This is a genomic window from Jannaschia seohaensis, assembly GCF_900116765.1.
Taxonomy (GTDB): Bacteria; Pseudomonadota; Alphaproteobacteria; order Rhodobacterales; family Rhodobacteraceae; genus Jannaschia; species Jannaschia seohaensis.
The window spans coordinates 321,814-343,863 of record NZ_UETC01000003.1 but is presented as its reverse complement, the minus strand read 5'-3'; the positions used below and the strand labels follow the sequence as shown (position 1 = coordinate 343,863).

At 69.8% G+C, this 22,050-nt stretch carries 27 protein-coding genes; 9 read left to right on the top strand and 18 right to left on the bottom strand.

The window, feature by feature from the left end:
- Window positions 1-26: 26 nt before the first annotated feature.
- The gene (locus tag DTQ71_RS09555) at window positions 27-830 is read left to right on the top strand and encodes a TatD family hydrolase (protein WP_109564067.1); all 804 of its coding nucleotides are present in this window, start codon (window positions 27-29) and stop codon (window positions 828-830) included.
- Between the two features lie 393 nt (window positions 831-1,223).
- On the opposite strand, the gene ureG is transcribed toward DTQ71_RS09555, so the two are convergent.
- The 4 genes from ureG to DTQ71_RS09535 are packed head-to-tail and all read right to left on the bottom strand — an operon-like array spanning window position 1,224 to window position 3,394.
- Window positions 1,224-1,841, bottom strand: coding sequence for an urease accessory protein UreG (gene ureG, locus DTQ71_RS09550; RefSeq protein ID WP_109564066.1), 618 nt, complete (start codon window positions 1,839-1,841; stop codon window positions 1,224-1,226).
- Between the two features lie 48 nt (window positions 1,842-1,889).
- On the bottom strand, window positions 1,890-2,297 hold the full coding sequence (locus DTQ71_RS09545; RefSeq protein WP_170125383.1) for a DUF3995 domain-containing protein: 408 nt from the start codon (window positions 2,295-2,297) through the stop codon (window positions 1,890-1,892).
- Window positions 2,298-2,328: 31 nt separating this feature from the next.
- The gene (locus DTQ71_RS09540; RefSeq protein WP_109564064.1) at window positions 2,329-2,946 is read right to left on the bottom strand and encodes an urease accessory protein UreF; all 618 of its coding nucleotides are present in this window, start codon (window positions 2,944-2,946) and stop codon (window positions 2,329-2,331) included.
- Window positions 2,936-3,394 (bottom strand): urease accessory protein UreE, encoded by a 459-nt coding sequence (locus DTQ71_RS09535; RefSeq protein ID WP_109564063.1) that lies wholly within the window; start codon window positions 3,392-3,394, stop codon window positions 2,936-2,938. Before DTQ71_RS09535 ends, DTQ71_RS09540 begins: the two co-directional genes overlap by 11 nt.
- A 168-nt stretch (window positions 3,395-3,562) precedes the next feature.
- Between DTQ71_RS09535 and DTQ71_RS23465 the strand changes: the two genes are divergently transcribed.
- Window positions 3,563-3,724 (top strand): hypothetical protein, encoded by a 162-nt coding sequence (locus tag DTQ71_RS23465; RefSeq protein ID WP_170125382.1) that lies wholly within the window; start codon window positions 3,563-3,565, stop codon window positions 3,722-3,724.
- A gap of 100 nt (window positions 3,725-3,824) precedes the next feature.
- Here the strand turns inward: DTQ71_RS23465 and DTQ71_RS09530 are convergent, their stop codons facing one another.
- The 10 genes from DTQ71_RS09530 to DTQ71_RS09490 all read right to left on the bottom strand — a co-directional run bounded on the left by DTQ71_RS09530 (window position 3,825) and on the right by DTQ71_RS09490 (window position 9,846).
- Complete coding sequence (locus tag DTQ71_RS09530) at window positions 3,825-4,403, bottom strand: hypothetical protein (RefSeq protein ID WP_109564062.1); 579 nt, start codon at window positions 4,401-4,403, stop codon at window positions 3,825-3,827.
- The gene (gene ureC / locus DTQ71_RS09525; protein WP_109564061.1) at window positions 4,403-6,112 is read right to left on the bottom strand and encodes an urease subunit alpha; all 1,710 of its coding nucleotides are present in this window, start codon (window positions 6,110-6,112) and stop codon (window positions 4,403-4,405) included. Before ureC ends, DTQ71_RS09530 begins: the two co-directional genes overlap by 1 nt.
- 143 nt (window positions 6,113-6,255) lie before the next feature.
- Window positions 6,256-6,663, bottom strand: coding sequence for a carboxymuconolactone decarboxylase family protein (locus DTQ71_RS09520; protein ID WP_109564060.1), 408 nt, complete (start codon window positions 6,661-6,663; stop codon window positions 6,256-6,258).
- Window positions 6,664-6,681: 18 nt separating this feature from the next.
- Entirely contained in the window at window positions 6,682-7,038 is a 357-nt protein-coding gene (locus tag DTQ71_RS09515) for a lysozyme inhibitor LprI family protein (protein ID WP_109564059.1), read from the bottom strand.
- A gap of 3 nt (window positions 7,039-7,041) precedes the next feature.
- A complete protein-coding gene (locus DTQ71_RS09510) occupies window positions 7,042-7,860 on the bottom strand; it encodes a cyclase family protein (protein WP_109564058.1) in 819 nt (272 codons plus the stop codon).
- A 66-nt stretch (window positions 7,861-7,926) separates the two neighbouring features.
- Window positions 7,927-8,208, bottom strand: a complete 282-nt coding sequence (locus DTQ71_RS24865) for a lysozyme inhibitor LprI family protein (protein WP_170125381.1) — start codon at window positions 8,206-8,208, stop codon at window positions 7,927-7,929.
- Window positions 8,138-8,419, bottom strand: coding sequence for an antifreeze protein (locus DTQ71_RS23460; protein WP_170125350.1), 282 nt, complete (start codon window positions 8,417-8,419; stop codon window positions 8,138-8,140). The genes DTQ71_RS24865 and DTQ71_RS23460 overlap by 71 nt, the downstream gene beginning before the upstream one ends.
- A 1-nt stretch (window position 8,420) precedes the next feature.
- The gene (locus tag DTQ71_RS09500; protein WP_109564056.1) at window positions 8,421-8,726 is read right to left on the bottom strand and encodes an urease subunit beta; all 306 of its coding nucleotides are present in this window, start codon (window positions 8,724-8,726) and stop codon (window positions 8,421-8,423) included.
- Window positions 8,723-9,043, bottom strand: a complete 321-nt coding sequence (locus tag DTQ71_RS09495; RefSeq protein WP_109564055.1) for an urease subunit gamma — start codon at window positions 9,041-9,043, stop codon at window positions 8,723-8,725. Before DTQ71_RS09495 ends, DTQ71_RS09500 begins: the two co-directional genes overlap by 4 nt.
- 11 nt (window positions 9,044-9,054) lie before the next feature.
- Entirely contained in the window at window positions 9,055-9,846 is a 792-nt protein-coding gene (locus tag DTQ71_RS09490) for an urease accessory protein UreD (protein ID WP_109564187.1), read from the bottom strand.
- 66 nt (window positions 9,847-9,912) lie between these two features.
- Between DTQ71_RS09490 and pyrC the strand changes: the two genes are divergently transcribed.
- The 4 genes from pyrC (at window position 9,913) to DTQ71_RS09470 (ending at window position 13,810) form a co-directional block, all read left to right on the top strand.
- The gene (gene pyrC / locus DTQ71_RS09485; protein WP_109564054.1) at window positions 9,913-10,929 is read left to right on the top strand and encodes a dihydroorotase; all 1,017 of its coding nucleotides are present in this window, start codon (window positions 9,913-9,915) and stop codon (window positions 10,927-10,929) included.
- A gap of 73 nt (window positions 10,930-11,002) precedes the next feature.
- Window positions 11,003-11,680: an orotate phosphoribosyltransferase gene (locus DTQ71_RS09480; RefSeq protein ID WP_109564053.1), complete on the top strand. Its 678-nt coding sequence runs from the start codon at window positions 11,003-11,005 to the stop codon at window positions 11,678-11,680.
- A gap of 106 nt (window positions 11,681-11,786) precedes the next feature.
- Entirely contained in the window at window positions 11,787-12,233 is a 447-nt protein-coding gene (locus DTQ71_RS09475; RefSeq protein WP_109564052.1) for a hypothetical protein, read from the top strand.
- A gap of 98 nt (window positions 12,234-12,331) precedes the next feature.
- The gene (locus tag DTQ71_RS09470) at window positions 12,332-13,810 is read left to right on the top strand and encodes a replicative DNA helicase (RefSeq protein ID WP_109564051.1); all 1,479 of its coding nucleotides are present in this window, start codon (window positions 12,332-12,334) and stop codon (window positions 13,808-13,810) included.
- Window positions 13,811-14,014: 204 nt separating this feature from the next.
- Here DTQ71_RS09470 and DTQ71_RS09465 read toward each other — a convergent pair whose 3' ends face one another.
- The 4 genes from DTQ71_RS09465 to cysS are packed head-to-tail and all read right to left on the bottom strand — an operon-like array spanning window position 14,015 to window position 18,451.
- Window positions 14,015-14,788: a squalene/phytoene synthase family protein gene (locus tag DTQ71_RS09465; RefSeq protein WP_111785597.1), complete on the bottom strand. Its 774-nt coding sequence runs from the start codon at window positions 14,786-14,788 to the stop codon at window positions 14,015-14,017.
- The gene (locus DTQ71_RS09460) at window positions 14,785-15,504 is read right to left on the bottom strand and encodes a class I SAM-dependent methyltransferase (protein WP_109564050.1); all 720 of its coding nucleotides are present in this window, start codon (window positions 15,502-15,504) and stop codon (window positions 14,785-14,787) included. Before DTQ71_RS09460 ends, DTQ71_RS09465 begins: the two co-directional genes overlap by 4 nt.
- Window positions 15,501-17,114, bottom strand: a complete 1,614-nt coding sequence (gene cimA, locus DTQ71_RS09455; RefSeq protein ID WP_109564049.1) for a citramalate synthase — start codon at window positions 17,112-17,114, stop codon at window positions 15,501-15,503. Before cimA ends, DTQ71_RS09460 begins: the two co-directional genes overlap by 4 nt.
- Window positions 17,111-18,451 carry a cysteine--tRNA ligase gene (gene cysS, locus DTQ71_RS09450; protein ID WP_109564048.1) on the bottom strand — a complete coding sequence of 447 codons (1,341 nt, stop codon included), beginning with the start codon at window positions 18,449-18,451 and terminating at the stop codon, window positions 17,111-17,113. Before cysS ends, cimA begins: the two co-directional genes overlap by 4 nt.
- A gap of 204 nt (window positions 18,452-18,655) precedes the next feature.
- Here cysS and DTQ71_RS09445 point away from each other — a divergent pair, with 204 nt between their 5' ends.
- Genes DTQ71_RS09445 through DTQ71_RS09435 form a run of 3 tightly spaced genes read left to right on the top strand, consistent with a single transcriptional unit; the run spans window position 18,656 to window position 21,986 of the window.
- Window positions 18,656-19,825 carry a pyridoxal phosphate-dependent aminotransferase gene (locus tag DTQ71_RS09445; protein ID WP_109564047.1) on the top strand — a complete coding sequence of 390 codons (1,170 nt, stop codon included), beginning with the start codon at window positions 18,656-18,658 and terminating at the stop codon, window positions 19,823-19,825.
- Window positions 19,822-20,604, top strand: a complete 783-nt coding sequence (locus DTQ71_RS09440; protein ID WP_109564046.1) for an isocitrate lyase/PEP mutase family protein — start codon at window positions 19,822-19,824, stop codon at window positions 20,602-20,604. Before DTQ71_RS09445 ends, DTQ71_RS09440 begins: the two co-directional genes overlap by 4 nt.
- Window positions 20,601-21,986, top strand: coding sequence for a pyridoxal phosphate-dependent decarboxylase family protein (locus tag DTQ71_RS09435; RefSeq protein ID WP_109564045.1), 1,386 nt, complete (start codon window positions 20,601-20,603; stop codon window positions 21,984-21,986). The genes DTQ71_RS09440 and DTQ71_RS09435 overlap by 4 nt, the downstream gene beginning before the upstream one ends.
- Window positions 21,987-22,050: the final 64 nt, after the last annotated feature.

Sequence of the window (22,050 nt, the reverse complement as noted above, 5' to 3'; positions counted from 1 at the left end):
GGCCGGGCCGCCCTAGCAGCCCGCCCATGGAACCGCGCATCACCGACAGTCATTGCCACCTGGACTTCCCGCAATTCGATGGAGAGCTGCCCGATCTGCTGGACCGGGCCGCCGCAGCGGGGGTGCACCGGATGGTCACCATCTGCACCAAGCTGCGTCAGGCCCCCACGGTGCGAGCCCTGGCCGAGGCCCATGCGCCCGTCTTCTGGGCGGCGGGCACCCATCCAATGTCCGCCGCGGACGAGCCGATGGCGACGGTGGAAGAGCTGGAGAAACTGGCGGAGCATCCGAAGATGGTCGGGATCGGCGAGACCGGGCTCGATTATCACTACACCGCCGACAGCAAGGACGTGCAGCAGGAGAGCTTGCGCCTGCATATCGAAGCCGCACGCCGGACCGGTCTGCCGCTCATCATCCATGCCCGCGACGCCGATGAGGACATGGCTTCGATCCTCGCGGAGGAACATCACGCGGGCGCCTATTCCTGCGTGATGCATTGCTTCAGCAGCGGGCCGGGGCTGGCCGAGGCGGCGCTGGAACTCGGCTTCTACCTCTCGATGTCGGGGATCGCGGCCTTTCCCAAGTCGCAGGCCCTGCGCGACATCTTCGCCGCCGCTCCGCGCGACCGCATCCTGGTGGAGACCGACGCCCCCTATCTCGCCCCGCCGCCCCATCGCGGCAAGCGCAACGAGCCGGGCTTCGTCGCCCATACTGCGCGGGTCGGGGCGGAGGTGTTCGAGATGGACTATGCGGACTTCGCCGCTCAGACCGAGGCGAATTTCCAGCGGCTGTTCTGGAAGGCCGCGGGCGGCTCTCGGGCCGGCACGTAGAGCCCCTCGCCCATCGGCAGACTGGCCGAGAGGGGACGCGGTTCAGGCGTACCATCGAGACGTCGCCAAGGCGTTCGTCCCAGGCAATCACCGTTCGGTTGCGCCCCAGACCCACAGCGCCAGCGGCTGAGCGCGGCGGGGAGCCTTGGTAGAGGTGACGGGAGGCGCCGCTCTTGGAGGCGGGATAGACGCCGCCCAGGTTGGGCCACCTCTGAGGCTGCGTCATCTCGCAGGACGGCGTCGGAAAGGCGCTAGCAGCCTCCAGGTCCGAGACGCGGTTCCCCGCCCAACCGATGGCAGTGACAGGCGCGGTGCTGTCGAGGCTCTCCGCCTTTTCCCGCTGAGACGGGCGAGAGAACCATGTCTCGGCAGACCGCTCCCGACGACCTTCCGTCAGGAGTCGAAGCCGCCCTCCTGGCGGATGAAGGCGACGATCTCGTCGACGCCGGTGCCGTGCCGTAGGGCAGCCATGACATAGGGCCGCCCGGCCCGCGCCACGTCCAGATCGGCGCGGGCCTGATCGAGATCGACGCCAACATGGGGCGCGAGGTCGGTCTTGTTCAGGATCAGCAGGTCGGAGCGCGTGACCCCGGGCCCCCGCTTGCGCGGTATGTCCTGGCCTGCCGCCGTGTCGATCACATAGAGCGACAGATCGGCCAGTTCGGGTGAGAAGGTCGCGGCGAGGTTGTCGCCGCCGCTTTCGATCAGCACGATGTCCAGATCCGGATGCGCCGCCCGCAGATCGGCGATGGCCGCGAGGTTGATCGAGGCGTCCTCGCGGATGGCGGTATGCGGGCAGCCGCCGGTCTCGACCCCGCGGATACGATCCTGCGGCAGGGCCTGGGCGCGCATCAGGAACTCGGCATCCTCCCGGGTGTAGATGTCGTTGGTGATGACGGCGATCGAGAGGTCTTGCGCCAGCGCCCGCGCCAGCCGCTCGGTCAAGGTGGTCTTGCCGGCGCCGACGGGGCCACCGATGCCGATGCGGAGGGGGCCGTGGGGAGAGGTCATTCTGGGCGCTCCATGATCAGGGGTGGGCGGGTTTGGCCCTTGGGTCGCTCATGCCACACTCCCGAGGGAGGCGGCCAGCACCGCAAGCGCCAGACAAAGCGGGCCAAAAGCGGCCCGGTCCAGACGGCGGAACGGCTCCTCCGGGGTCAGGCGGGCCCAGGGGCCGGTGAAGGGCGCGAGGCCGCGCAGGAAGAACACCACGGAGAGCGCCAGGAGGGCCGCGCGCTGCAAGCCGAACGCCGCCCACCAGGGCAGCGTCGCAGCCAGTCCAAGCGCCAACGCGACGGCGGCGCAGAGGACGGGCCCCGGCATCCGCTCGACGCCTGCGGTGCCGACGACGGCGCGGGCCAGTTCTGCTTCCTCGCGGATGGAGAACCAGATGCGGGCGGCCCAGAGCAAGTGGAGGGTCGCCAGATCGGCCAGCACGACGGACCAGATGATAGCCGCGACGATCACCCTGTCCCGGCCCCCCGACAGAAGCGGCGGATCACGTCCGGAAGATCCGGGGCTGCAAGGTCTCATGCGCCATCGCGTCGAGCTCCGCCAGGAGCGCCCCGCCCACGGGCGGCTCCAGCGCGTCAAGGGCGGCGATCTCGGCGATGACCGGGTGCAGGTCGCGCAGCACCGCCTGCGCTTCGGTCTGCCCCAGGGGAAGGAACCGGGTGGCGGCCGAGACGATCTGCGCGGCCAGCGATTGCAGGTAGAGCGCGGCGACCGTCTCCGCTTCCATGCCCCGCGCCCGCAGGGCCAGCGCGACAGGCAGCGGGTGCGTTCCGCGCTCCGGCTCCCCCATCGCCGTGGCGGCCGCCTCGAAGGCCGCGCCCATGTCGCGCGTCTCCGTCCAGCGCTCGGCACAGCCGGCGCGGGCCCGGATCACGTCGGCCACCTCCTCCGGGTCGTCCCCGGCCAGAACGCGCCGGATCGCCCAGGCGTCGAGCGCGCCGGTCCCCCGGCGCAGCACGGTCTCGGTCCAGGCGCGGCACGTCTCCGCGTCCCGCACCCGGCCCTCGGCCATCGCGGCCTCCAGCCCGTGGGAATAGGCGTAGCCCGAGAGCGGGAAGGCCGGGGACAGCCATTGCGTCAGGCGCAGAAGGTCAGTGATCATGGCTGTGCCCGTGATCGTGACCCATCGTCCTGCCGTGACCGTAGGCGCCACCCTCGGGGTGGAACGGCCGGGCGTCTTCCTGGATCTCGGCGCCGAGACCTTCCAGCATCCCCCGCAGCACATGGTCGTCCCGGATCACCAGATGGTCGCCGCCCATCTGGCAGGGGGTGTGGCGGTTGCCGATATGCCAGGCCAGCCGAGGCAGATCGCCACGGATCACCAGAACGGGCTCGGGCGCGGCCTCCAGCGCGATCTCGGTGCCGTCAGGCAGGCGCAGACCGGCGTAATGCGACAGGTCGGTCAGTTCGGGCAGGTCGAGATGCACGGCCCGCCCGCCCTCAGTCACCAGCCGTTTCCGCCGCACCAGACGCGCGTCGTAGTCGAGGCGGATCGTGTCGGCGGGCGCGTGGAGATGATCCAGCAGCTTCACCGTTTCTTCACCATCCATGCGCGATCCTCCCGTCATCTCTCCCAAGGCTCCATCCCCCGACAGCGCCCGAATGACCAGACGGCTCGGGCGCTCGGGAGGGACGCCCTCGGCCGCCGCCGCCGGGCCTGCCCGCGAATGGCCCAGTTGTTAACCCAATCTTTACGCATTTCTTGGCAGCCTGTTGCCATGCTCGACCTGCCCCGTCCTGAGACCCCGCAAGCGACCCTGGCCCTCCTGTCGGATGTCCAGTCCCGTATCGACGCGCTCTCGCAGGAGGCCAACGCGCTCCGCGCCCATCTGCTCCGTCTGGCGGACGAGCATCGGCAAGCGCCGCCGCCGTCCGATTGACCGGTAAGGCAGGGTCGCCTTTGGGTCTCCGACCCACGGCAATGGCGCGGCAGGCGGCCGATCACTCCGCTGGTCTCGACTTGGCATCTCGGGAGAGGTCTCAGCGCATCGCCTCGATCTTCGTCAACGCAAAGCTCTCCATCGGCGCGCCTGGATCGCTGACGCCCGACACATGGCCGAACCCCAGGTCCGGGAAATAACGGACCCGCTCGACCCCGATCGGACCTGTGCTTTGCTCACGCAATAGCTTGACCTCGAACGCACGGAGCAGGCAGTCGCCCACGGTCACATCCGTCGCGGCCCCAGCCGTATAGCTCTCGTGCACGGCCGTCGGATCGTCTCCGAACCGTTCCGTCGTGTCGAAGCGCACCGTCAGCCCCGGCGCCGGGCGCGGAAGGTCGGCGGGCGCATGGCCGTAGTCGACCGTCAGCACGTCCTCCGCCGCGCCCCCCGAAACAGGCCCGGAGCGGAGCAGGTACAACCCATGGCCCAGCATGTCGCGATGCGGCGTGCCGTTATCATCGTAGCGCACCTCCACCTCGCCGGGCGTGACGCGGCGGAATATCTCTTCCGTCCCGTCCTGATAGACGATGCGGATCCCCGTCTCGATATCCCCCGCGACGGGACAGCCCGCCGCGACGGAGGGGACGAGCAGGAAGGCCAGCGCCAAGGCGCGCATCAGAATAGGAAATACCGCTGCGCCATGGGCACCACCTTCGCCGGCTCGCAGGTGAGCAATTCGCCGTCGGCGCGGACCTCGTAGGTCTCGGGGTCGACCTCGACCTTGGGGGTCAGGTCGTTGAGGATCATGTCCTTCTTTCCGATCCCGCGGATGCCCTTCACCGGCAGCACGTCCTTGGCTAGGCCGAGCGCCGCGCCGATCCCCTCGTCGACCGCCGCCTGCGACGCGAACAGAACCGCGCCCCGCTCCACCGAGCGGGCCATCGTACCCCACATGGGCCGGGAATAGACCGGCTGCGGCGTCGGGATTGAGGCGTTCGGATCGCCCATCTGCGCCATCGCGATGGAGCCGCCGACCAGCACCATCTCCGGCTTGACCCCGAAGAAGGCCGGGTTCCAGAGGCAGAGATCGGCGCGCTTGCCTTCCTCGATGGAGCCGATCTCATGGGCCATGCCATGGGCCAGCGCGGGGTTGATCGTGTATTTCGCGATGTAGCGGCGCACGCGCAGGTTGTCGTTGTCGCCCGTCTCTTCCGAGAGTCGGCCGCGCTGGCGCTTCATCTTGTCGGCGGTCTGCCAAGTCCGGATGATAACCTCGCCCACGCGCCCCATCGCCTGACTGTCCGAGGCGATGATCGAGAAGGCGCCCATGTCGTGGAGGATGTCCTCGGCGGCGATGGTCTCCTTGCGGATGCGGCTCTCGGCGAAGGCCACGTCCTCGGGGATCGATTTGTCGAGGTGATGGCAGACCATCAGCATGTCGAGATGCTCTTCCAACGTGTTGACCGTGTAGGGTCGCGTCGGGTTGGTGGAGGACGGGATCACGTGGTCCAGTCCACAGACCTTGATGATGTCGGGCGCGTGCCCGCCGCCCGCGCCCTCGGTGTGGAAGGCGTGGATCGTGCGGCCCTTCATCGCGGCGACGGTGTTCTCGACGAAGCCGGACTCGTTCAGCGTGTCGGTGTGGATCATCACCTGGATGTCCATCGCGTCGGCGACCGAGAGGCAGGTGTCGATGGCGGCCGGCGTCGTGCCCCAATCCTCGTGCAGCTTCAGCGCGCAGGCGCCCGCGCGGACCATCTCCTCCAAGGGGGCGCGGAGCGTGGCGTTGCCCTTGCCAGACAGCGCGAGGTTCACCGGCATCGCATCCATCGCCTGGAGCATCCGCCCGATATGCCAGGGGCCCGGCGTGCAGGTCGTCGCCAGCGTGCCATGGGCCGGGCCGGTGCCACCGCCGAGGAAGGTGGTCACGCCCGAATGCAGCCCGTCCTCCATCTGCTGCGGGCAGATGAAGTGGATATGCGCGTCGAAACCACCCGCCGTGAGGATGCGCCCTTCGCCCGCGATGGCCTCGGTGCCCGGGCCGATGACGATATCGACGCCGGGCTGGGTGTCGGGGTTGCCGGCCTTGCCGATCTTGTGGATGCGCCCGTCCCGCAGGCCCACATCGGCTTTGATGATGCCCGTGTGGTCCACGATCAGCGCGTTGGTGATGACGGTGTCGACGGCGCCCTCGGCGCGGGTGCGCTGGGACTGGCCCATGCCGTCGCGGATGACCTTGCCGCCGCCGAACTTCACCTCTTCGCCATAGGTGGTCAGGTCGCGCTCGACCTCGATGAAGAGCTCCGTGTCGGCGAGGCGGACCTTGTCGCCCGTGGTGGGGCCGTACATGTCGGCATAGCTGCGGCGGGAGATCGTGGCGGGCATGATGCGGCTCCGGTAGTGTTGGCGCGATTGGACAGTCCGCAGCGCGGCTTGTCCAGCGCGGGCATCGCCGGTGCCTAAACCTTGGGCGGGGCGGGGACGAAGGAGCCGGCTTCGGGCCGCCAGTGGAGGCGGAGCGCCCGGCCTCAGTCGCTCCGCGTCACCTGAAAGGCCGCGTCCGGCGCCACGCCGAGGGCCGTCACCAACCCGTTGGTCTGCATCGCCATGCCGATCACGGCCAGGAGTTCCCCGTGCATCGCCGTATCCATGCCCTTGGCCTTGGCCGCCGTCGTATGGCTGTGGACGCAATAGGCGCAGCCGTTCGCCGTCGAGACCGCCAGATAGACCATCTCCTTGACCAGAGGATCCAGCGCGCCCGGCGCCATCACCGCCGACAGACGGTCCCAGGTGGCGCGCAGCGTCGCCGGGTCATGCGCCAGGGCGCGCCAGAAATCGTTGACGTACTCCGTGCCGCGGGCGGCGCGGATCTCGGCGAAGACCTCCGCGGCCTCGGGCGAAAGCTCCGCATCGGTAAGCAGGGTCACGGTGGCCATTGTCAGTCCTTTCGGGGGTCAGTGCATCGCGCGCAACTCTGCGTTGCGGGCGATGGTCAAGCGGTCCATGCATTGCCAATAAATCATCGCCGCGATGGAGCCGCCGGCATACTGGTCGCGCTCGCCCTCGCAGGTCCGGTCGCGCAGGCGCAGCCAGGCGCGCTGTTCGTTCAGGAGCGACTGTCCCTGGCCGCGCCGGTCGGCGGCGGGCTTGACCTCTTTCCAGAGCCGGTTGAGTTCGGCGTCCGACACGGCCCACCCGTCCCGCGCGCAGAAATTCAGCTCCGTCTGCGTCATCAGGTTGGAGCATTCGATCGAGGTTTGTGCCGTGGCAGGCGCGGCGGCCAGGACGGCCGCCGCAAAGAGACTCCGCACGTCTCAGACCATCGCGAAGATGCGCGCCGGCCCGCCGCTGCCGCCCTTATGGACGGGCGCCCCGACCACGAGCGTCGCGCCCGCGGCAGGCACGTCGGCGAGTCCGGCGATGTTCTCGATCCCATAGCGTCCGGCGGGCAGCCAGGCGTAATGCGTGGCGAAATCCGGCGACGGGCCATGGTCCAGCGAGAGCGTATCCACCGCCATCGCAGAGGCGGAGGTCGTCTCCAAGAGCATCTGCGTCGCCTCGATGTGGAAACCCGGGAAGTGCAGCACACCGCCGTCGTCGGCGCCGCGGAAAGCGGGGGTGGCGACCTTCTCGGCCCAACCCGAGAGCATCGCCACGCAGGCGCGATCGGGAATGTCGCCATTGGCGGCGATCCAGGCGGCGAGGTCGTCGGGCGTCACCTGCGCGTCCGGGTCGGCATCGGCCTTTTCGCGGATGTCGATCACGCAGAGCGGTACGACGAGGTTGCCGACCTCGATCTCGTCGACGGATTTGCCATCGGCAGAGAAATGCAACGGCGCGTCGACATGGGTGCCGGTATGCTCGTTGATCGAGAGGTTGAACAAGTTGAAGCCGTTATCGGCGAAGTTGAACGCCTGCTCCATCGTGATGCCGGGCACACCGAAGAAGGTAGGGAAATCAGGACCATAGGCATGGGTCATATCCCGGACCGAGCCGTGGCCGCCGGCCAGGGCGGGCGTGCCGGTCAGGGCCGCGGCGGCACCGGCCACACCGGCGGCGGCACCGCCCCGGAACAGGTCGCGCCGACTCAGCATCCGGTCCTTGACGGCATTCATAACGCAGACATCGCACATGGCTTGGTTCCCTCTTCATTGGATGAAACGAGGCTGGGGCGCGCGAGGCCGCTCTGTCAATCTTTGCTATTCGAGCCCGCCAAAGACCGCGAGGTCGGGAGCCCGCCTGCGCGTGAGGCGCGCGGCGCAGATCACGCCCGCCACCGGCTGGGCCGTGCCACCCATCGCGACGGCTTCGGCCTCGCGGGCTCTGGCGCGGAAGGAAAGGAATGCGGCCTGTGCGTCGCGCAGTGCCTGGCGGCGGAGGGCGCAAGCAGCAGCAGGAGCGCCGCGGCTCTCAGCGGCGCGGACGTCGCCCCGGGCGTCCGGAGGTGTCAGACATCGTCCGCCGCGCCGACTGCTTCGCAAGCCCGACGGGCGTCCCGCCCCGGAGCATGGCCTGGGTTCCGTCGATCCAAGCCCGGGCAAAAGCGGATTGGGTCCGCGCGACCCGGCGCAGGGTCTCCCCCTGGGCCTTGGGCACCAAGCCCGCCATGCCGATCATACGCAGACCGATCACCGTCTGCGCCTCGGTCATCACGCGCGTCGTCTCCATCTGCAGGCGAAAGAGATGCAGCATGTCAAAGGTCTCCGTTCACCTTTCCGTTGAAGCCGAAGACGCGCCGGTCGCCCGACAATGGCACCAGCGTCACGTTCCGCGTCTGCCCCGGCTCGAAGCGGACAGCCGTGCCCGCCGCGATGTCCAGGCGCCGGCCATGGGCGGCGGCGCGATCGAAATCGAGCGCCGGGTTCGTCTCGGCGAAATGGTAATGGCTGCCGACCTGCACCGGGCGGTCGCCGGTGTTGGAGACCTCCAGCGTGACGGCCTCGGCGCCCTCGTTCAGAGTGATCTCGCCAGAGGCGCACAGGATCTCGCCGGGGATCATGCCGCCGCCTCCGCCGCGCGGATCGGGTGGTGGACCGTGACCAGCTTGGTTCCGTCGGGAAAGGTGGCCTCGACCTGGACGTCATGGATCATTTCGGGGATGCCCTCCATGCACTGATCGGCGGTGATCACATGCGCGCCCGCCTGCATCAGGTCCGCGACGGAGCGTCCGTCCCGCGCGCCCTCGACAACGAAATCGGTAATCAGTGCGATGGCCTCGGGATGGTTGAGCTTCACGCCACGTTCCAGCCGGTTCCGGGCCACCATGGCGGCCAGGCTGACCAGCAGCTTGTCCTTCTCGCGGGGGGTCAGGTTCATGCGCGGGCCTCTCAGACGTCGGATTGCCAGACGCGGGGGATCGGCCGCCCCCGCAGAGATACGATGGCGCGGATCAGCGCGCGGCGCAACGGGGCGGGCGATCCCGCGAGCCGCGCCACCAGCCGCCCGTCCCAAGCGGAGGCATACCCGTCCGCGCCGAGCGCGGAACGCACGTTTTCCAGGCGGTCCGCCGCATCCGGTGCCAGATAGATGAGCGTGGCGAAGGCCCGATGCGCGCCCCGCGCCATCGGGTCGGCCAGCGTCTCGGGGCCCAGGCACAGATGCTCCTGATGGATCAGGCGCCCCTCCCGGCGGATGCTGCGAAGGTCGTCGAGCCGGGCGCGCGTGACGGTTTCTCCGTGCGCGGCGCGGCCGAGGATGACGGATTCGACGCCCAGGAAGGTCGCGCCCGGGGCCAGCGCGACCTCCGTCTCGCGGCGCAGATACGCACCTTCGAACAGGATCACCTCTTGAGGGAGCCAGTCCAGATGGGCCTCCGCGTCCAGCGCGATCTGCGTCGCCACCACGCCGGGCGCGTCCCCCGTGGCGCGATAGGCCCGCTCCGCCGTCTGGGTCGCGCCTGTCGCCCGGGCGCCCGCCCCCAGCGTCAGCGCGTAATCCAGCCGGTCGCCACCGGTCACGCCGCCAGCGGTATTGAGGAAAACGACCTCCGGGTCGGGGTCGTCGGTGCGCGGCAGCATGGCCTTGGCGCTGCCCTGCTGGCGCAGATCGGCCAACCCGGACCGGGTCAGCCGCACCAGGGCCTGGCCGCGCACGCGCTGCATGAGAGGAGCAGTTTGCATGTGCGAAGAGGTGCCCCGGCGGGAATCGCTGGTCAAGCGCGCATCGGACACGCTAGGCCCTGCCCTATGGACAGCCTCACGATCCGCCGCCCCGACGACTGGCACCTGCATCTGCGCGATGGCGAGATGCTGTCGCTGGTCGCCCCCGAAAGCCGCGACTTCGCCCGCGCGATCATCATGCCGAATCTCGTTCCGCCCGTGGTCACCGGCGCACAGGCCGCGAGCTACCGAGACCGGATCGTGGCGGCGGGCTTCGCACAGCCGCTGATGACGCTTTACCTGACCGAGCAGACGGACCCGGACGATGTGGTCGCGGCCCATCGCAACGGGGTCATCACGGCGGTGAAGCTCTATCCCGCCGGGGCCACCACCAACTCCGCCTCGGGCGTGCGGGATTTCGACGTCGTCCGCCCAGTCCTGGCGGCGATGGAGGAGGCGGGCGTGCCGCTTTGCATCCATGGCGAAGTCACGGATCCCGACATCGACATCTTCGACCGAGAGGCGGTGTTCCTGGACCGCGTGCTGACGCCGCTGCGCGCGGCGCATCCGGGGCTGAAGATCACGCTGGAGCACGTGACGACCTCGGATGCCGTCGACTGGGTGCGCGCCCATGACAATGTCGGCGCGACGATCACCGTCCAGCACCTGATGAAGAGCCGCAACGACATGCTGGCCGGCGGGATGCGCCCGCATCTCTACTGCCTGCCGATCCTCAAGCGCGACACGCATAAGGCGGCGCTGCGGGCCGCCGCGACCTCGGGCGAGGCGCGCTTCTTCCTCGGCACCGACAGTGCGCCGCACCCGACCCATGCCAAGGAGGCGGCCTGTTGCGCGGCGGGGTGCTTCACCGCGCCGATCGCCCTGCCCTGCCTGGCCCATGTCTTCGAGGAGGAGGACGCGCTGGACCGGCTGGAAGGCTTCGCCTCGCTGCATGGGCCCGCGCATTACGGGATGCCGGTGAACCAGGAGACCGTGACCCTGACCCGGACCTCGCCCTATCCGACGCCCAGCGCGGTGCAGCGCGGCGACGTGTCGGTCACCCTGTTCGATCCCGGCCATCCATTGCACTGGACCCTGAGCTGAGCCCAAATTCTTTGGGAAAGAATTTGATCAGAGTTTTCATGAAAACTCTGACCCCACCCGAAAGGCACGCCCCATGATCCCGACCGCCCATCCCCCCGCCGCCGAGATGGCCCGTCTCACCGCGCGCGCCCTTCTGGAGGTCGGTGCCGTGCATTTCAACGCGCGGGAGCCTTTCACGCTGGCCTCCGGCAAGCCGTCCCCGACCTATATCGATTGCCGCAAGCTGATCTCTTACCCGCGCCTGCGCGCGACGCTGATGGATTTCCTGGCCGTGACCGTGATGCGGGACGCCGGCTTCGAGGCCTTCGACAATGTCGCGGGCGGCGAGACGGCGGGCATCCCCTTCGCCGCCTTCATGGCGGAGCGGCTGGCCCTGCCCATGACCTATGTCCGCAAAAAGCCCAAAGGCTATGGCCGCAACGCCCGCATCGAGGGGCTGATGACCGAGGGGCAGCGCGTGCTGCTGGTCGAGGACATGACGACCGATGGCGGCTCGAAGCTGTCCTTCGTGGACGCGATCCGCGAGACGGGGGCCTCCTGCGCGCATACCGCGGTGATCTTCAGCTACGGCATCTTCCCCGAGATCGGGAAGACGCTGGGGGATCATGGCGTGACCTTGCACGCGCTCGCGACCTGGTGGGACGTACTGGCCGAGGCCAAGGCCCAGGGCGTGTTCGACGCAGAGACGCTGAGCGGGGTGGAGGCGTTCCTGCACGACCCGCGGGGGTGGCAGGCGCAGCGCGGCGGGTAGCGATCGCGCGGGACCCGGCCCGCCCTGCGGGATTGCGCCCTGCGCCGGCGCGGCTAGGCTGTCTGCCAAGGCGCAGCGCCGCGCCGCATCCGCCGCGAGGACGACCATGCGCCGTATCCTTCCGCTGTTTCTGCTTCTCACCGCCTGCGGACCCTCGCCGCAGGAAGCGCGGATCGAGGCGCGACGGATCAACGGGCTCTCGACGGCCGAGCTCTGGCGCATCCAGGCCACGACCGAGGACGAGATCGAGCTGTACCAAGTCGAGGCGGAGTTGGGCAGCCGAAACCAGTTCCGCTCGGGTGCCGCCTATCTCGGCAAGCGGAGCCTTGCCCTGGCCCGCCCGGGCCGCTGGCGCAGGCCCAGGCAGGACGACCCGGACCTCGATGCGATCGACTGCTCCGATTTCGTGCTGGAGGCCGCCGCGCAGGCCGAACTGATGGGCTCGGGCGGCCCCCGCAACGACCGCCACCGTCTCGACGAGGATGGCGACGGTCTCGCCTGTGGCTGGCGCTCGGAGTTGGAACGCTCGGTTGCGGCGGCCCGGCGCGGCTAATCCGGCGAAGCTGTCCCCGCTTTCCACAGGGTCGGGGCGTTGATGCGGCGGGCGCGCGCCGGTAGGATCGTCGGAACACCGAAACCGGGGGCGGGCAGATGACCGAGGTGATGCGACTCGACCAGGCGGCGCCTGAGTCGGCGGAAGGAGCGCTTCCACATAATATCGAAGCGGAACAGCAGCTTCTGGGCGCACTTCTGACCGATAACGATCTCTACGACCGGGCCGCGTCGATCGTCCGGGCGGAACATTTCTACGACCCTGTACATGCCCGCATCTGGGAGACCTGCGCCGCGCGGATTCAGAAGAACGCACTGGCGTCGCCTGTGACGCTGAAGCCCTTCCTGGAGGAGGACGAGGGGCTCCGCGCGCTGGGCGGTCCCAAATATCTGGTCACGCTCGCCGCCGCCGCCGTCGCGGCCTATGCGGTGCGAGACTATGCGCAGATGATCTATGACCTTGCCGTCCGGCGGGAGCTGATCTCGCTGGGCCGCGATATCGCCGCGCAGGCCAACGACGTGACCGTCGAAAAGGAACCCTCCGAACAGATCGTCGATGCCGAGGCCAAACTCTACGCCCTGGCCGAGCAGGGGCGCAGCGAGGGCGGGTTTCAATCCTTCCTTTCGGCGATCAAGCAGGCCGTGGACGTCGCCAATGCCGCCTATCAGCGCGACGGCGGGCTGGCGGGCATCTCGACGGGCCTCATCGACATGGACAAGAAGCTGGGCGGGCTGCATCGCTCGGACCTGCTGATCCTCGCGGGGCGGCCGTCGATGGGGAAGACTTCGCTGGCCACGAATATCGCGTTCAACGTGGCGAAGGCCTATCGGCGCGGCACCACACATGATGGGCGCGAGGGCGCGATCGAGGGGGGTGTCGTCGGCTTCTACTCCCTGGAGATGTCGGCCGAGCAGCTGGCCGCGCGCGTGCTCTCCGAGGCGGCGCAGGTGCCCTCGGAGCAGATCCGCAAGGGCGACATGACCGAGGCGGAGTTCCGCCGCTTCGTCGAGGCCGCGAAGGAGCTGGAATCCTGCCCGCTCTATATCGACGACACGCCGGCCCTGCCCATCGCCCAGCTGGCCGCCCGGGCGCGGCGGCAGAAGCGCACCCATGGGCTGGACCTGCTGATCGTGGACTACCTGCAACTCGTGAAGGCGCCCGGCCATGGCGAGAGCCGCGTCAACGAGGTCTCGGCGATCACGCAGGGCCTCAAGGCCATCGCCAAGGAACTCGACATCCCTGTCATCGCGCTCTCGCAGCTGAGCCGTCAGGTCGAGAGCCGGGAGGACAAACGGCCTCAGCTGAGCGACCTGCGGGAATCGGGTTCGATCGAGCAGGACGCGGATGTGGTGATGTTCGTCTACCGCGAAGAATATTACAAAGAACGGGAAAAGCCGGGCGACCACCAGCTCGACAAGATGGCCGAATGGCAGGCCGCGATGGAGGCGGTCCACGGCAAGGCCGAGGTCATCATCGGCAAGCAGCGCCACGGGCCCATCGGCACGGTGGAGCTGTCCTTCGAGGGGCAGTTCACCCGGTTCGGCAACCTCGCGAAGCCCTGGCAGGAGGGGCGGTAGGGTCCAGGCTCTCGGGCGTCTTTCAGGGTTCCGGGTCTGTGCGGGCGGGTGCGAGTGCGCCCGGGGCTCGGCCCGCGCGCTCCGCAGGTATTTCAGGCAAGATGAGGACGGCGTCGCGTCGCCCCACGTCACGCCCTGTGAGAGCGGTCGCGGGAGGACGCGGCTGGGCAAGCTGCTCCGCAGGTCGCTGACCCGTTCGGCGCGCTAGAAGCGCCCCGTCGCCACGATCGCGGCCCGTCCCATCGCATCCCGCCATTGCGGCCAAGCGGGCGGCGCGGAGAGAGCGGCCTCGGGATCGGTCTCGATTGCCATCAGGGTCACGCGGACCGAGGCCAGCGCCGCCAGGACGGGGCGCGCGGCCCGGTCGACCCCGGCGCGCCGGGCCTCGTCCAGCGCCGCCCGCCCCGATTGGGCCAGGGCGCGCATCTCGGACGGGGCATCGCCAGGGGGCAGCGGATGGCGGCCCTTGGCGACCAGTTCCGGGACGGCAGCTAGATAGGCGGCGGCGCCCTGGGCCCGGCCCGCCGCGCGCAGCGCCGCCTCGGCTCGCGACCCGGCCATGCGTCCCGCCTGCCAGAGCAGTTCTCCGGCGGTGGCGTCCAGATAGGCCTGCAGGCTGTCCCGTCCCTCATGCGGGCGCGTCTCGATATCGGCGCGCCGCGCGGCGATCAGCCCGTCGAGCGCCCGCGCCCCCTCGGCATCGAGCGTGGCGGCCAGCGGGGTGACGACCTCGTGGCGGCGCACGGCGCCACCCGCCGAGATTTCCTCAAGCGCATCGCGCCACCATTGCAGACGCATCTCCGCGATCATCGGCTCTTGCGTGACCCAAGGCGCGCGGGCGACTTCCAGGTTGAAGGCGTAGAGCGGCAGCAGCCCGCGCCGCAACGCCAGGGGCGCCGCCATGGCCGCGCGGAACCGGTGGGGATCTCCGCGATCCAAAAGCCCGGCACAGGCGGTGAGATCGTCCTCCAGGCTCATCGCGGACGCACGACCCGGAGCGCGTAGCCCACCCTGTCGCGCAGGCGCGACCAGTCGGCCGCCTCCTGGCGGGCGCCGGCGATCACCACGGCCAATTCAGCATCCTGGACCCGCTCCAGGGCGTCGCAGCGGGCCAAGACGCCTGCGTAATAGGCCTCCCAACCGGCGTCCGGCACCCGGCCGCGCGCGACGATCCCATAGCCCGCCGCCGCGATGGCGATGTCGAGCGTCGCCTCGGTGTCGGCCGCGTCTCCGCCCCAAAAGGCGGCGGCTTCCGCGTCGTCCTCCGCCGAGACCGGCGCCGAGAAGGCCACCGCGCCCCCGAAGCTGAGCGCATCGCGCCAATGGCGCAGGCTGGGGCCAACCCCGTCGAAATAGATCGCCCCGGCGGACCAGATCAGGTCGAACGGCCCCTCCGTCACGGGGTCGCGCCCGCCCTCGCCCGCGATGCCCACGCCGCGCAGGGCTCGAATGCTCGGATCGTCCAGCCGCGTCTGCGCCGCGACGACGAGGCCGAGATCGGGATCGAGCCCCACGATCTCCGCCTCGGGCGCGGCGGCCCGCAGCGCGGCGAAGTCTGCACCGCTGCCGCAGCCGACATCGCAGATGCGCGCATCGGGTTCCAGCTCGGTCCTAGCGCAGGCCCAGGCGACATCCTCGGGCGTTCCCGGCCCCTGGCGCGGGATCGGCCCATAGACCTGCATGAAGGCGCTCATTGCAGAAGCTTCCAGCGCACGGCGTCGAGCAGCGCCTCGAAGCTCGCGTCGACGATGTTTGGGGACACGCCCACGGTGGACCAGCGGCGGCCCTGGCTGTCCTCATGGTCGATGATGACGCGGGTCACGGCCTCGGTGCCGCCCTGCATGATGCGCACGCGGAAATCGGCCAGACGGATGTCGTCGATCTGCGACTGATAACGCCCGAGATCCTTGAACAGCGCCTTGGAGAGCGCGTTGACCGGCCCCCGGTCGGCGCCGGTCTCGTCCATGGACTCGCTGACCGACAGCTTCTTCTCGCCATCGACCTTCACGACGACCACCGCCTCGGAGAGGGTGATCATCTCGTTATACTTGTTCTTCCGCCGCTCAACCGTCACGCGGTAGCGCTTGACCTCGAAGAACTCGGGCATGAGGCCCAGCTCCTCGCGGGCGAGCAGCTCGAAGCTCGCCTGCGCGCCGTCATAGGAATATCCCTTGTCCTCCCGCGCCTTGACCCGCTCCAGGATGCGGCGCAACGCGGCGGTGTCCTCACCGGGCAGGCCCGCCTCGGCCAGTCGGCGGCGCAGGTTCGAGAGCCCCGCTTGGTTGGACATCGGCACGACCCGGACGTTGCCGACGGACTCGGGCGGGACATGCTCGTAGGTGGTGGGATCCTTGAGGATCGCCGAGGCATGAAGCCCCGCCTTATGCGCGAAGGCCGAGGCGCCGACATAGGCCGCCTCGCGCCGGGGGACGCGGTTGAGGATCTCATCGAGGCGGCGGGAGATGCGCAGCAGGTCGTGCAGCGCCTCCTCGGTCACGCCGGTCTCGAAGCGCGAGCGCCAGGGCTCCTTCAGGATCAGCGTCGGGATCAGGCTGGTGAGGTTCGCGTTGCCGCAGCGCTCGCCCAACCCGTTGAGCGTGCCCTGGATCTGGCGCACGCCGGCCTCGACGGCGGCGAGGCTGCCCGCGACGGCCTGTTCGGTGTCGTTATGGGTATGGATGCCCAGCCGGTCGCCGGGCAGGCCGGGCCGGTCGGGCGTCCCGGCGATGAGGTCGCGGACCACGGCGCCGATCCGGGCGGGCATGGTGCCGCCATTGGTGTCGCAGAGCACGATCCAGCGCGCGCCCGCCTCATGGGCCGCGTCCAGGCATGCGCGGGCATAGGCGGGGTCGAGCTCGTAGCCGTCGAAGAAATGCTCCGCGTCGAACAGCGCCTCGCGGCCCTGGGCCACGACATGGGCGATGGAGGCGCGGATATTTTCCAGGTTCTCGTCCAGGGTGATGCCCAGCGCGTTCTCGACATGGAACGGGTTGGTCTTGCCCACGAGGCAGACGGACGGCGTGCCAGCATTGAGCACGGCGGCCAGCACATCGTCATTCTCGGCCGACCGCCCGGCGCGCTTGGTCATGCCGAAGGCGGCGAGCGTGGCGTCGAGCTTGGGCGCCTGCTCGAAGAACTCGCTATCGGTCGGGTTCGCGCCGGGCCAGCCGCCCTCGATATAGTCGAGGCCGAGGGCGTCGAGCATCCGGGCGATCTCGGTCTTCTCGGCGGCGGAGAACTGCACGCCCTGGGTCTGCTGCCCGTCCCGCAGGGTGGTGTCGTAGAGATAGAGACGCTCTGTCATGCCAGCCCCGCAAGCTTGCTCGGGTCGAAGCCCGGCCCGGCCTCCCAACCCTTGCCCTTCCCGTCGGTGACGACGACCCCCGCCGCCGTCAGCGCGTCGCGCAGCGCATCGGCGCGGGCCCAGTCCTTGGCGGCGCGGGCTTCGGCGCGGGCGGCGAGGACCGCCTCGACCGCCGCGTCGTCCCCGGCCTCGGCCCAGGCGCCGAGCTCCGGGCCGAGAAGGCCCAGAAGGGCCGCCGAGGCGCGCAAGGCCGCCCCATCCCCGGCCTTGGCCAGCCGGTGCAGGACCGCGATGGCCCCCGGCGTGTTGAGATCGTCGCGCAGCGCGTCGAGCAGCGCCTCGTCGGGCGCTTGCGCTCCCTCCTCGGCCGGGACGGCGCGCCAGCGGCGCAGGGTCGCCTCCGCCTCCCGCGCCTTCTCCTCCGTCCAGTCCATCGGCTTCGAGTAATGCGTCGAGAGGAACACGAAGCGGATCACCTCGCCCGGCACGCCCCGATCCAGCAAATCCCGCACTGTGAAGAAGTTGCCCAAGCTCTTGGACATCTTCCGGCCCTCGACCAGCAGCATCTCGTTATGCAGCCAGACCTGCGCGAAGCCCGCGCCCGGGTCGGCGCAGCAGCTTTGCGCGCGCTCGTTCTCGTGGTGCGGGAACATCAGGTCGTTGCCGCCGCCATGGATGTCGAAGCTCGTCCCCAGCAGCGCCTTCGACATGGCCGAGCACTCGATATGCCAGCCCGGGCGCCCCCGGCCCCAGGGCGAGTCCCAGCCCGGCGTCTCCGCGTCGGACGGCTTCCAGAGCACGAAATCCATCGCGTCGCGCTTGTAGGGCGCAACCTCGACCCGGGCGCCGGCGATCATGTCCTCGACCGAGCGGCCAGACAGCGCGCCGTAATCCGGGAAGCTCGCCACCGAGAACAGGACATGGCCCTCGGCCTCGTAGGCGTGGCCGCTTGCGATCAGCCCTTCGATCATCGCGATCATCTGCGGGATGTAGTCGGTCGCGCGCGGCTCGTGGTCGGGCGGCAGGTTGCCCAGCGCTTCCATGTCCTCGTGGAACCAGTCGAGCGTTTCGGCGGTCACGTCGGCGATGCTGCGGCCGGTCTCGGCGGCGCGTGCGTTGATCTTGTCGTCGACGTCGGTGACGTTGCGGACATAGGTCACGCGCGGCCAGTCATGGCGTAGCAGCCGCGCCAGCACGTCGAACAGGATCACGTTACGCGCATTGCCCAGATGCGCGCGGTCATAGACCGTAGGGCCGCAGAGATAGAGGCGCACGTGATCGGGGTCGAGCGGTTTGAACGTCTCCACCCGGCGGGTGGCGGAGTTGCGCAGGCGCATCTCAGGGGGCACGGCGGCTCTCCTCTTGGGGCGGGATGGCGGCCGGGCGCACGGCAGGCCACCAGAGGCCCGCCGATCCGATGGTCAGCGGGCGCGGCGGATGCAGATGATGCAGGTCGCGCGGGTCATGCGGGCGGGCTAACATGCGCGTCGCGTCCGGGCAACCATTTGACAGGGGCACCCGCCGGGTGTCCGGTGGCGCCCATGGCACGCATGTCGGACAGGATTCGCAGCATCGCCCCCGGCGGCGACGACGGGTGGGGCATCTTCCACGCGGCCCGCGCGCTGGAGGAGGCCGGCGTCGAGATCGTCAACCTGACGGTCGGCGACCACGACATCCGGACGGACCCGGCGATTCTCGCCGCGATGGACGACGCGGCGCGCGGCGGGGCCACGGGCTATGCCGCGCTGCATGGAATTCCGGAGTTGCGCACCGCCATCGCCAAGCGCGTGCAGGAGCGCACCGGCGTAGCGACCTCCCCGGCCAACGTCCTGGTAACAACCGGCGGACAGGCCGCGCTGTTCTACGCCGTGATGGGCGCCGCCGAACCCGGGGAACGGGTGCTCTACCCCGATCCTTACTACGCGACCTACCCAGGCACCGTCCGCGCCGCGGGCGCCGTGCCCCTGGTCGTCCCGACCCGGGCCGAGGCCGGGTTTCAGCCCGAGCGGTCGTCCCTGGAAGCCGCGGGCGAGGCCGCCGCGATCCTCATCAACTCGCCCAACAATCCGACTGGTGCGATCTATTCCCGCGACACGCTCGACACCTTGGCCGAGGTCGCGCGCGCGGGCGACATGTGGGTGATCTCCGACGAGGTCTATGACACGCAGATCTGGTCCGGGGCGCATCTGACGCCCCGCGCGCTGCCCGGCATGGACGCGCGCACCCTGGTCGTCGGCTCCATGTCCAAATCCCACGCCATGACCGGCAGCCGGATCGGCTGGCTGGTCGGCCCGGAGGACGCGATCGAGGCGCTGAGCGCCGCCGCCGTTCACACCACCTACGGCGTCGCGGGTTTCGTGCAGGCGGCGGCGCTCTTCGCCCTAGGGCTGGGCCCCGACTTCGAAACCCGCGTCGCCGCGCCCTTCGCCGCGCGCCGCGATGTCTGCCTCGCGGCGTTGGAGCGCACGTCGGTTCGAGCGGTCCCGTCCGGCGGCGCGATGTATCTGATGCTCGACATCCGCGCCTCGGTGCTCGACGCGCCCGCCTTTGCCGCGCGCCTGCTGGACGAGAAACGCATCGCGGCGATGCCCGGCGACAGCTTCGGCCGCGCCGCCGAAGGGCACCTGCGCATCGCCCTGACCCGCCCCGAAGCGGAGCTGACCGCCGCGATTGCCCAGATCGCCAACCTCGTGGAGGAAACCCGCCCATGACATTTCTCGAGCTCCACCGGCCCGGCGACCCGTTCGTTCTCGCCAATGCCTGGGACCTGGGCTCCGCACGGCTGCTGGCCGCGATGGGGGCCAAGGCCATCGCCACCTCCTCGGCGGGCTATGCCTTCACCCGTGGCGTCGCCGACACACAGATCGGCCGCAGCGAAGCCATCGCCCATGGCCGCGCGGTGGTCGAAGCCGTTTCCGTCCCGGTCTCGGCCGATCTGGAAGACGGCTACGGCCCCACCCCCGAGGATTGCGCGACAACCGTCCGCGAGGCCGCGGAGGCCGGCCTCGCAGGTTGCTGCATCGAAGACGTCTCGGCGGCGCGCGAGGCCTATGGCTTCGACCTCGCCGTCGACCGGATGCGCGCGGCGGTCGAGGCCGCGCCCCCGAACTTCGTCTTCTGCGCCCGCACCGACGGGGTGATGCACGGACTCTACGATCTGGACGAGGCGATCCGACGGTTGCAGGCCTTCCAGGCGGTGGGCGCGCATGTGCTCTACTGCCCGTTTCCGGGCGACCCCGAAGATCTGCGACGGCTCGTCGGGTCGGTCGCTGCGCCCGTCAACGCGCTCTGCTCCGGGCCGCTCGCCAGACTGTCGCTGGCCGAGATGGGCGCGATGGGCGTGGCGCGCGTCTCTTTGGGGGGCGCGCTCGCACGCGCTGCGCAGAAGGTCGCGATGGAGGCCGGAGCCGCGGCGCTGGCGGGTGATTTCACCCAGCTTGGGGGGCCGGGCGCCGAGATCGACGCGCTGGTGGCAAAGGGCGCGGGATGAACCACGACGACCTCCCCGCCTGGTCCGCCCGCGCGGCCGAGTGGATCCGCGCCTATCACGCCGGCCTGCGCGACCGCCCCGTCCGCGCCCAGGTCAAGCCGGGCGACGTGCTCTCGGCCCTGCCTCCCGCCGCGCCCGAGACGGCCGAGGCGCCCGATAGGATCTTCGCCGATTTCGAGCGGCTGATCCCCGGCGCCCTGACCCATTGGCAGCATCCCCGCTTCTTCGCCTACTTCCCCGCCAACGCCGCCCCCGCCTCGATCCTGGCCGAACAGCTGATCGCGGGCATCGGGGCGCAGGGGATGCTGTGGCAGACCTCCCCGGCGGCGACCGAGCTGGAGCAGGCGATGATCGGCTGGCTCATTCGCGCCACCGGCTTCCCCGAGGGCTGGACCGGCACGATCCACGATTCGGCCACGGTCGCCACGCTCTGCGCCGTGCTGACCATGCGCGAGAAGGCGCTGGGCTTCACAGGCCTGACCGAGGGGCTGTCCGGAGCCCCCCGCCTGCGCCTCTATGCCAGCGCACAGACCCATAGCTCAGTCGACAAGGCCGCGCGGCTCGCGGGGATCGGGCAGGAGAACCTCGTGAAGGTGCCGACGCGGTCCGACCTGTCGATGGACCCCGATGCGCTCGCGGCGGCCATCGAGGCCGACCTCGCGGCAGGCCACATGCCCTGCGGGGTCATCTTCTGCGCCGGCGGCACCGCGGTCGGGGCGTTCGACGACATCGCCGCCTGCCTGCCCGTGGCCCGCGCCCATGGCCTGCCCACTCATGTCGACGCCGCCTGGGCCGGCTCCGCCCTGGTCTGCGAGGAACTCCGGCCGCTCATGGCAGGGGCGGCAGACTGCGATTCCATCGTCTTCAACCCGCACAAATGGATGGGCGCGCAGTTCGACTGCGCGGTCCAATTGCTGCGCGACCCGACCGACCAGATCCGAACCCTGGGCCTCAGGCCCGACTTCCTCCAGACGCTGGAGGAGGACGCGGTCACGGATTTCAACGAATGGACCGTGCCGCTCGGCCGCCGGATGCGGGCGCTGAAGCTATGGTTCGTCCTCCGCGCCTACGGCCTCGACGGTGTCCGGACCCGCTTGCGGAACCACGTGGCCTGGACCCGGCGTCTCTGCGAAAGCCTCCGCTCCGAACCCAGCATCGACATCGTCACCGAGCCCCGCCTGTCGCTCTTCACCTTCGCCTTATCCGAGGGCGACGCCGCGACCGAGGCCCTTCTCACCCGCGTCAACGCCGAGGGCCGCATCTACCTCACACAGACCCACCACGCGGGCCGCTTCGTCATCCGCTTCACCTGCGGCACCTGGGACTGCACCGAGGCTGATGTGATGGAGGTCCGCGACGTCCTGCGCGCGGCCATAACCTGACCCCCGCGCACCCGACCGCCAAACCGGATCGCCCCCGTGCTCAGCTTCTTCTGGCCACAAATAC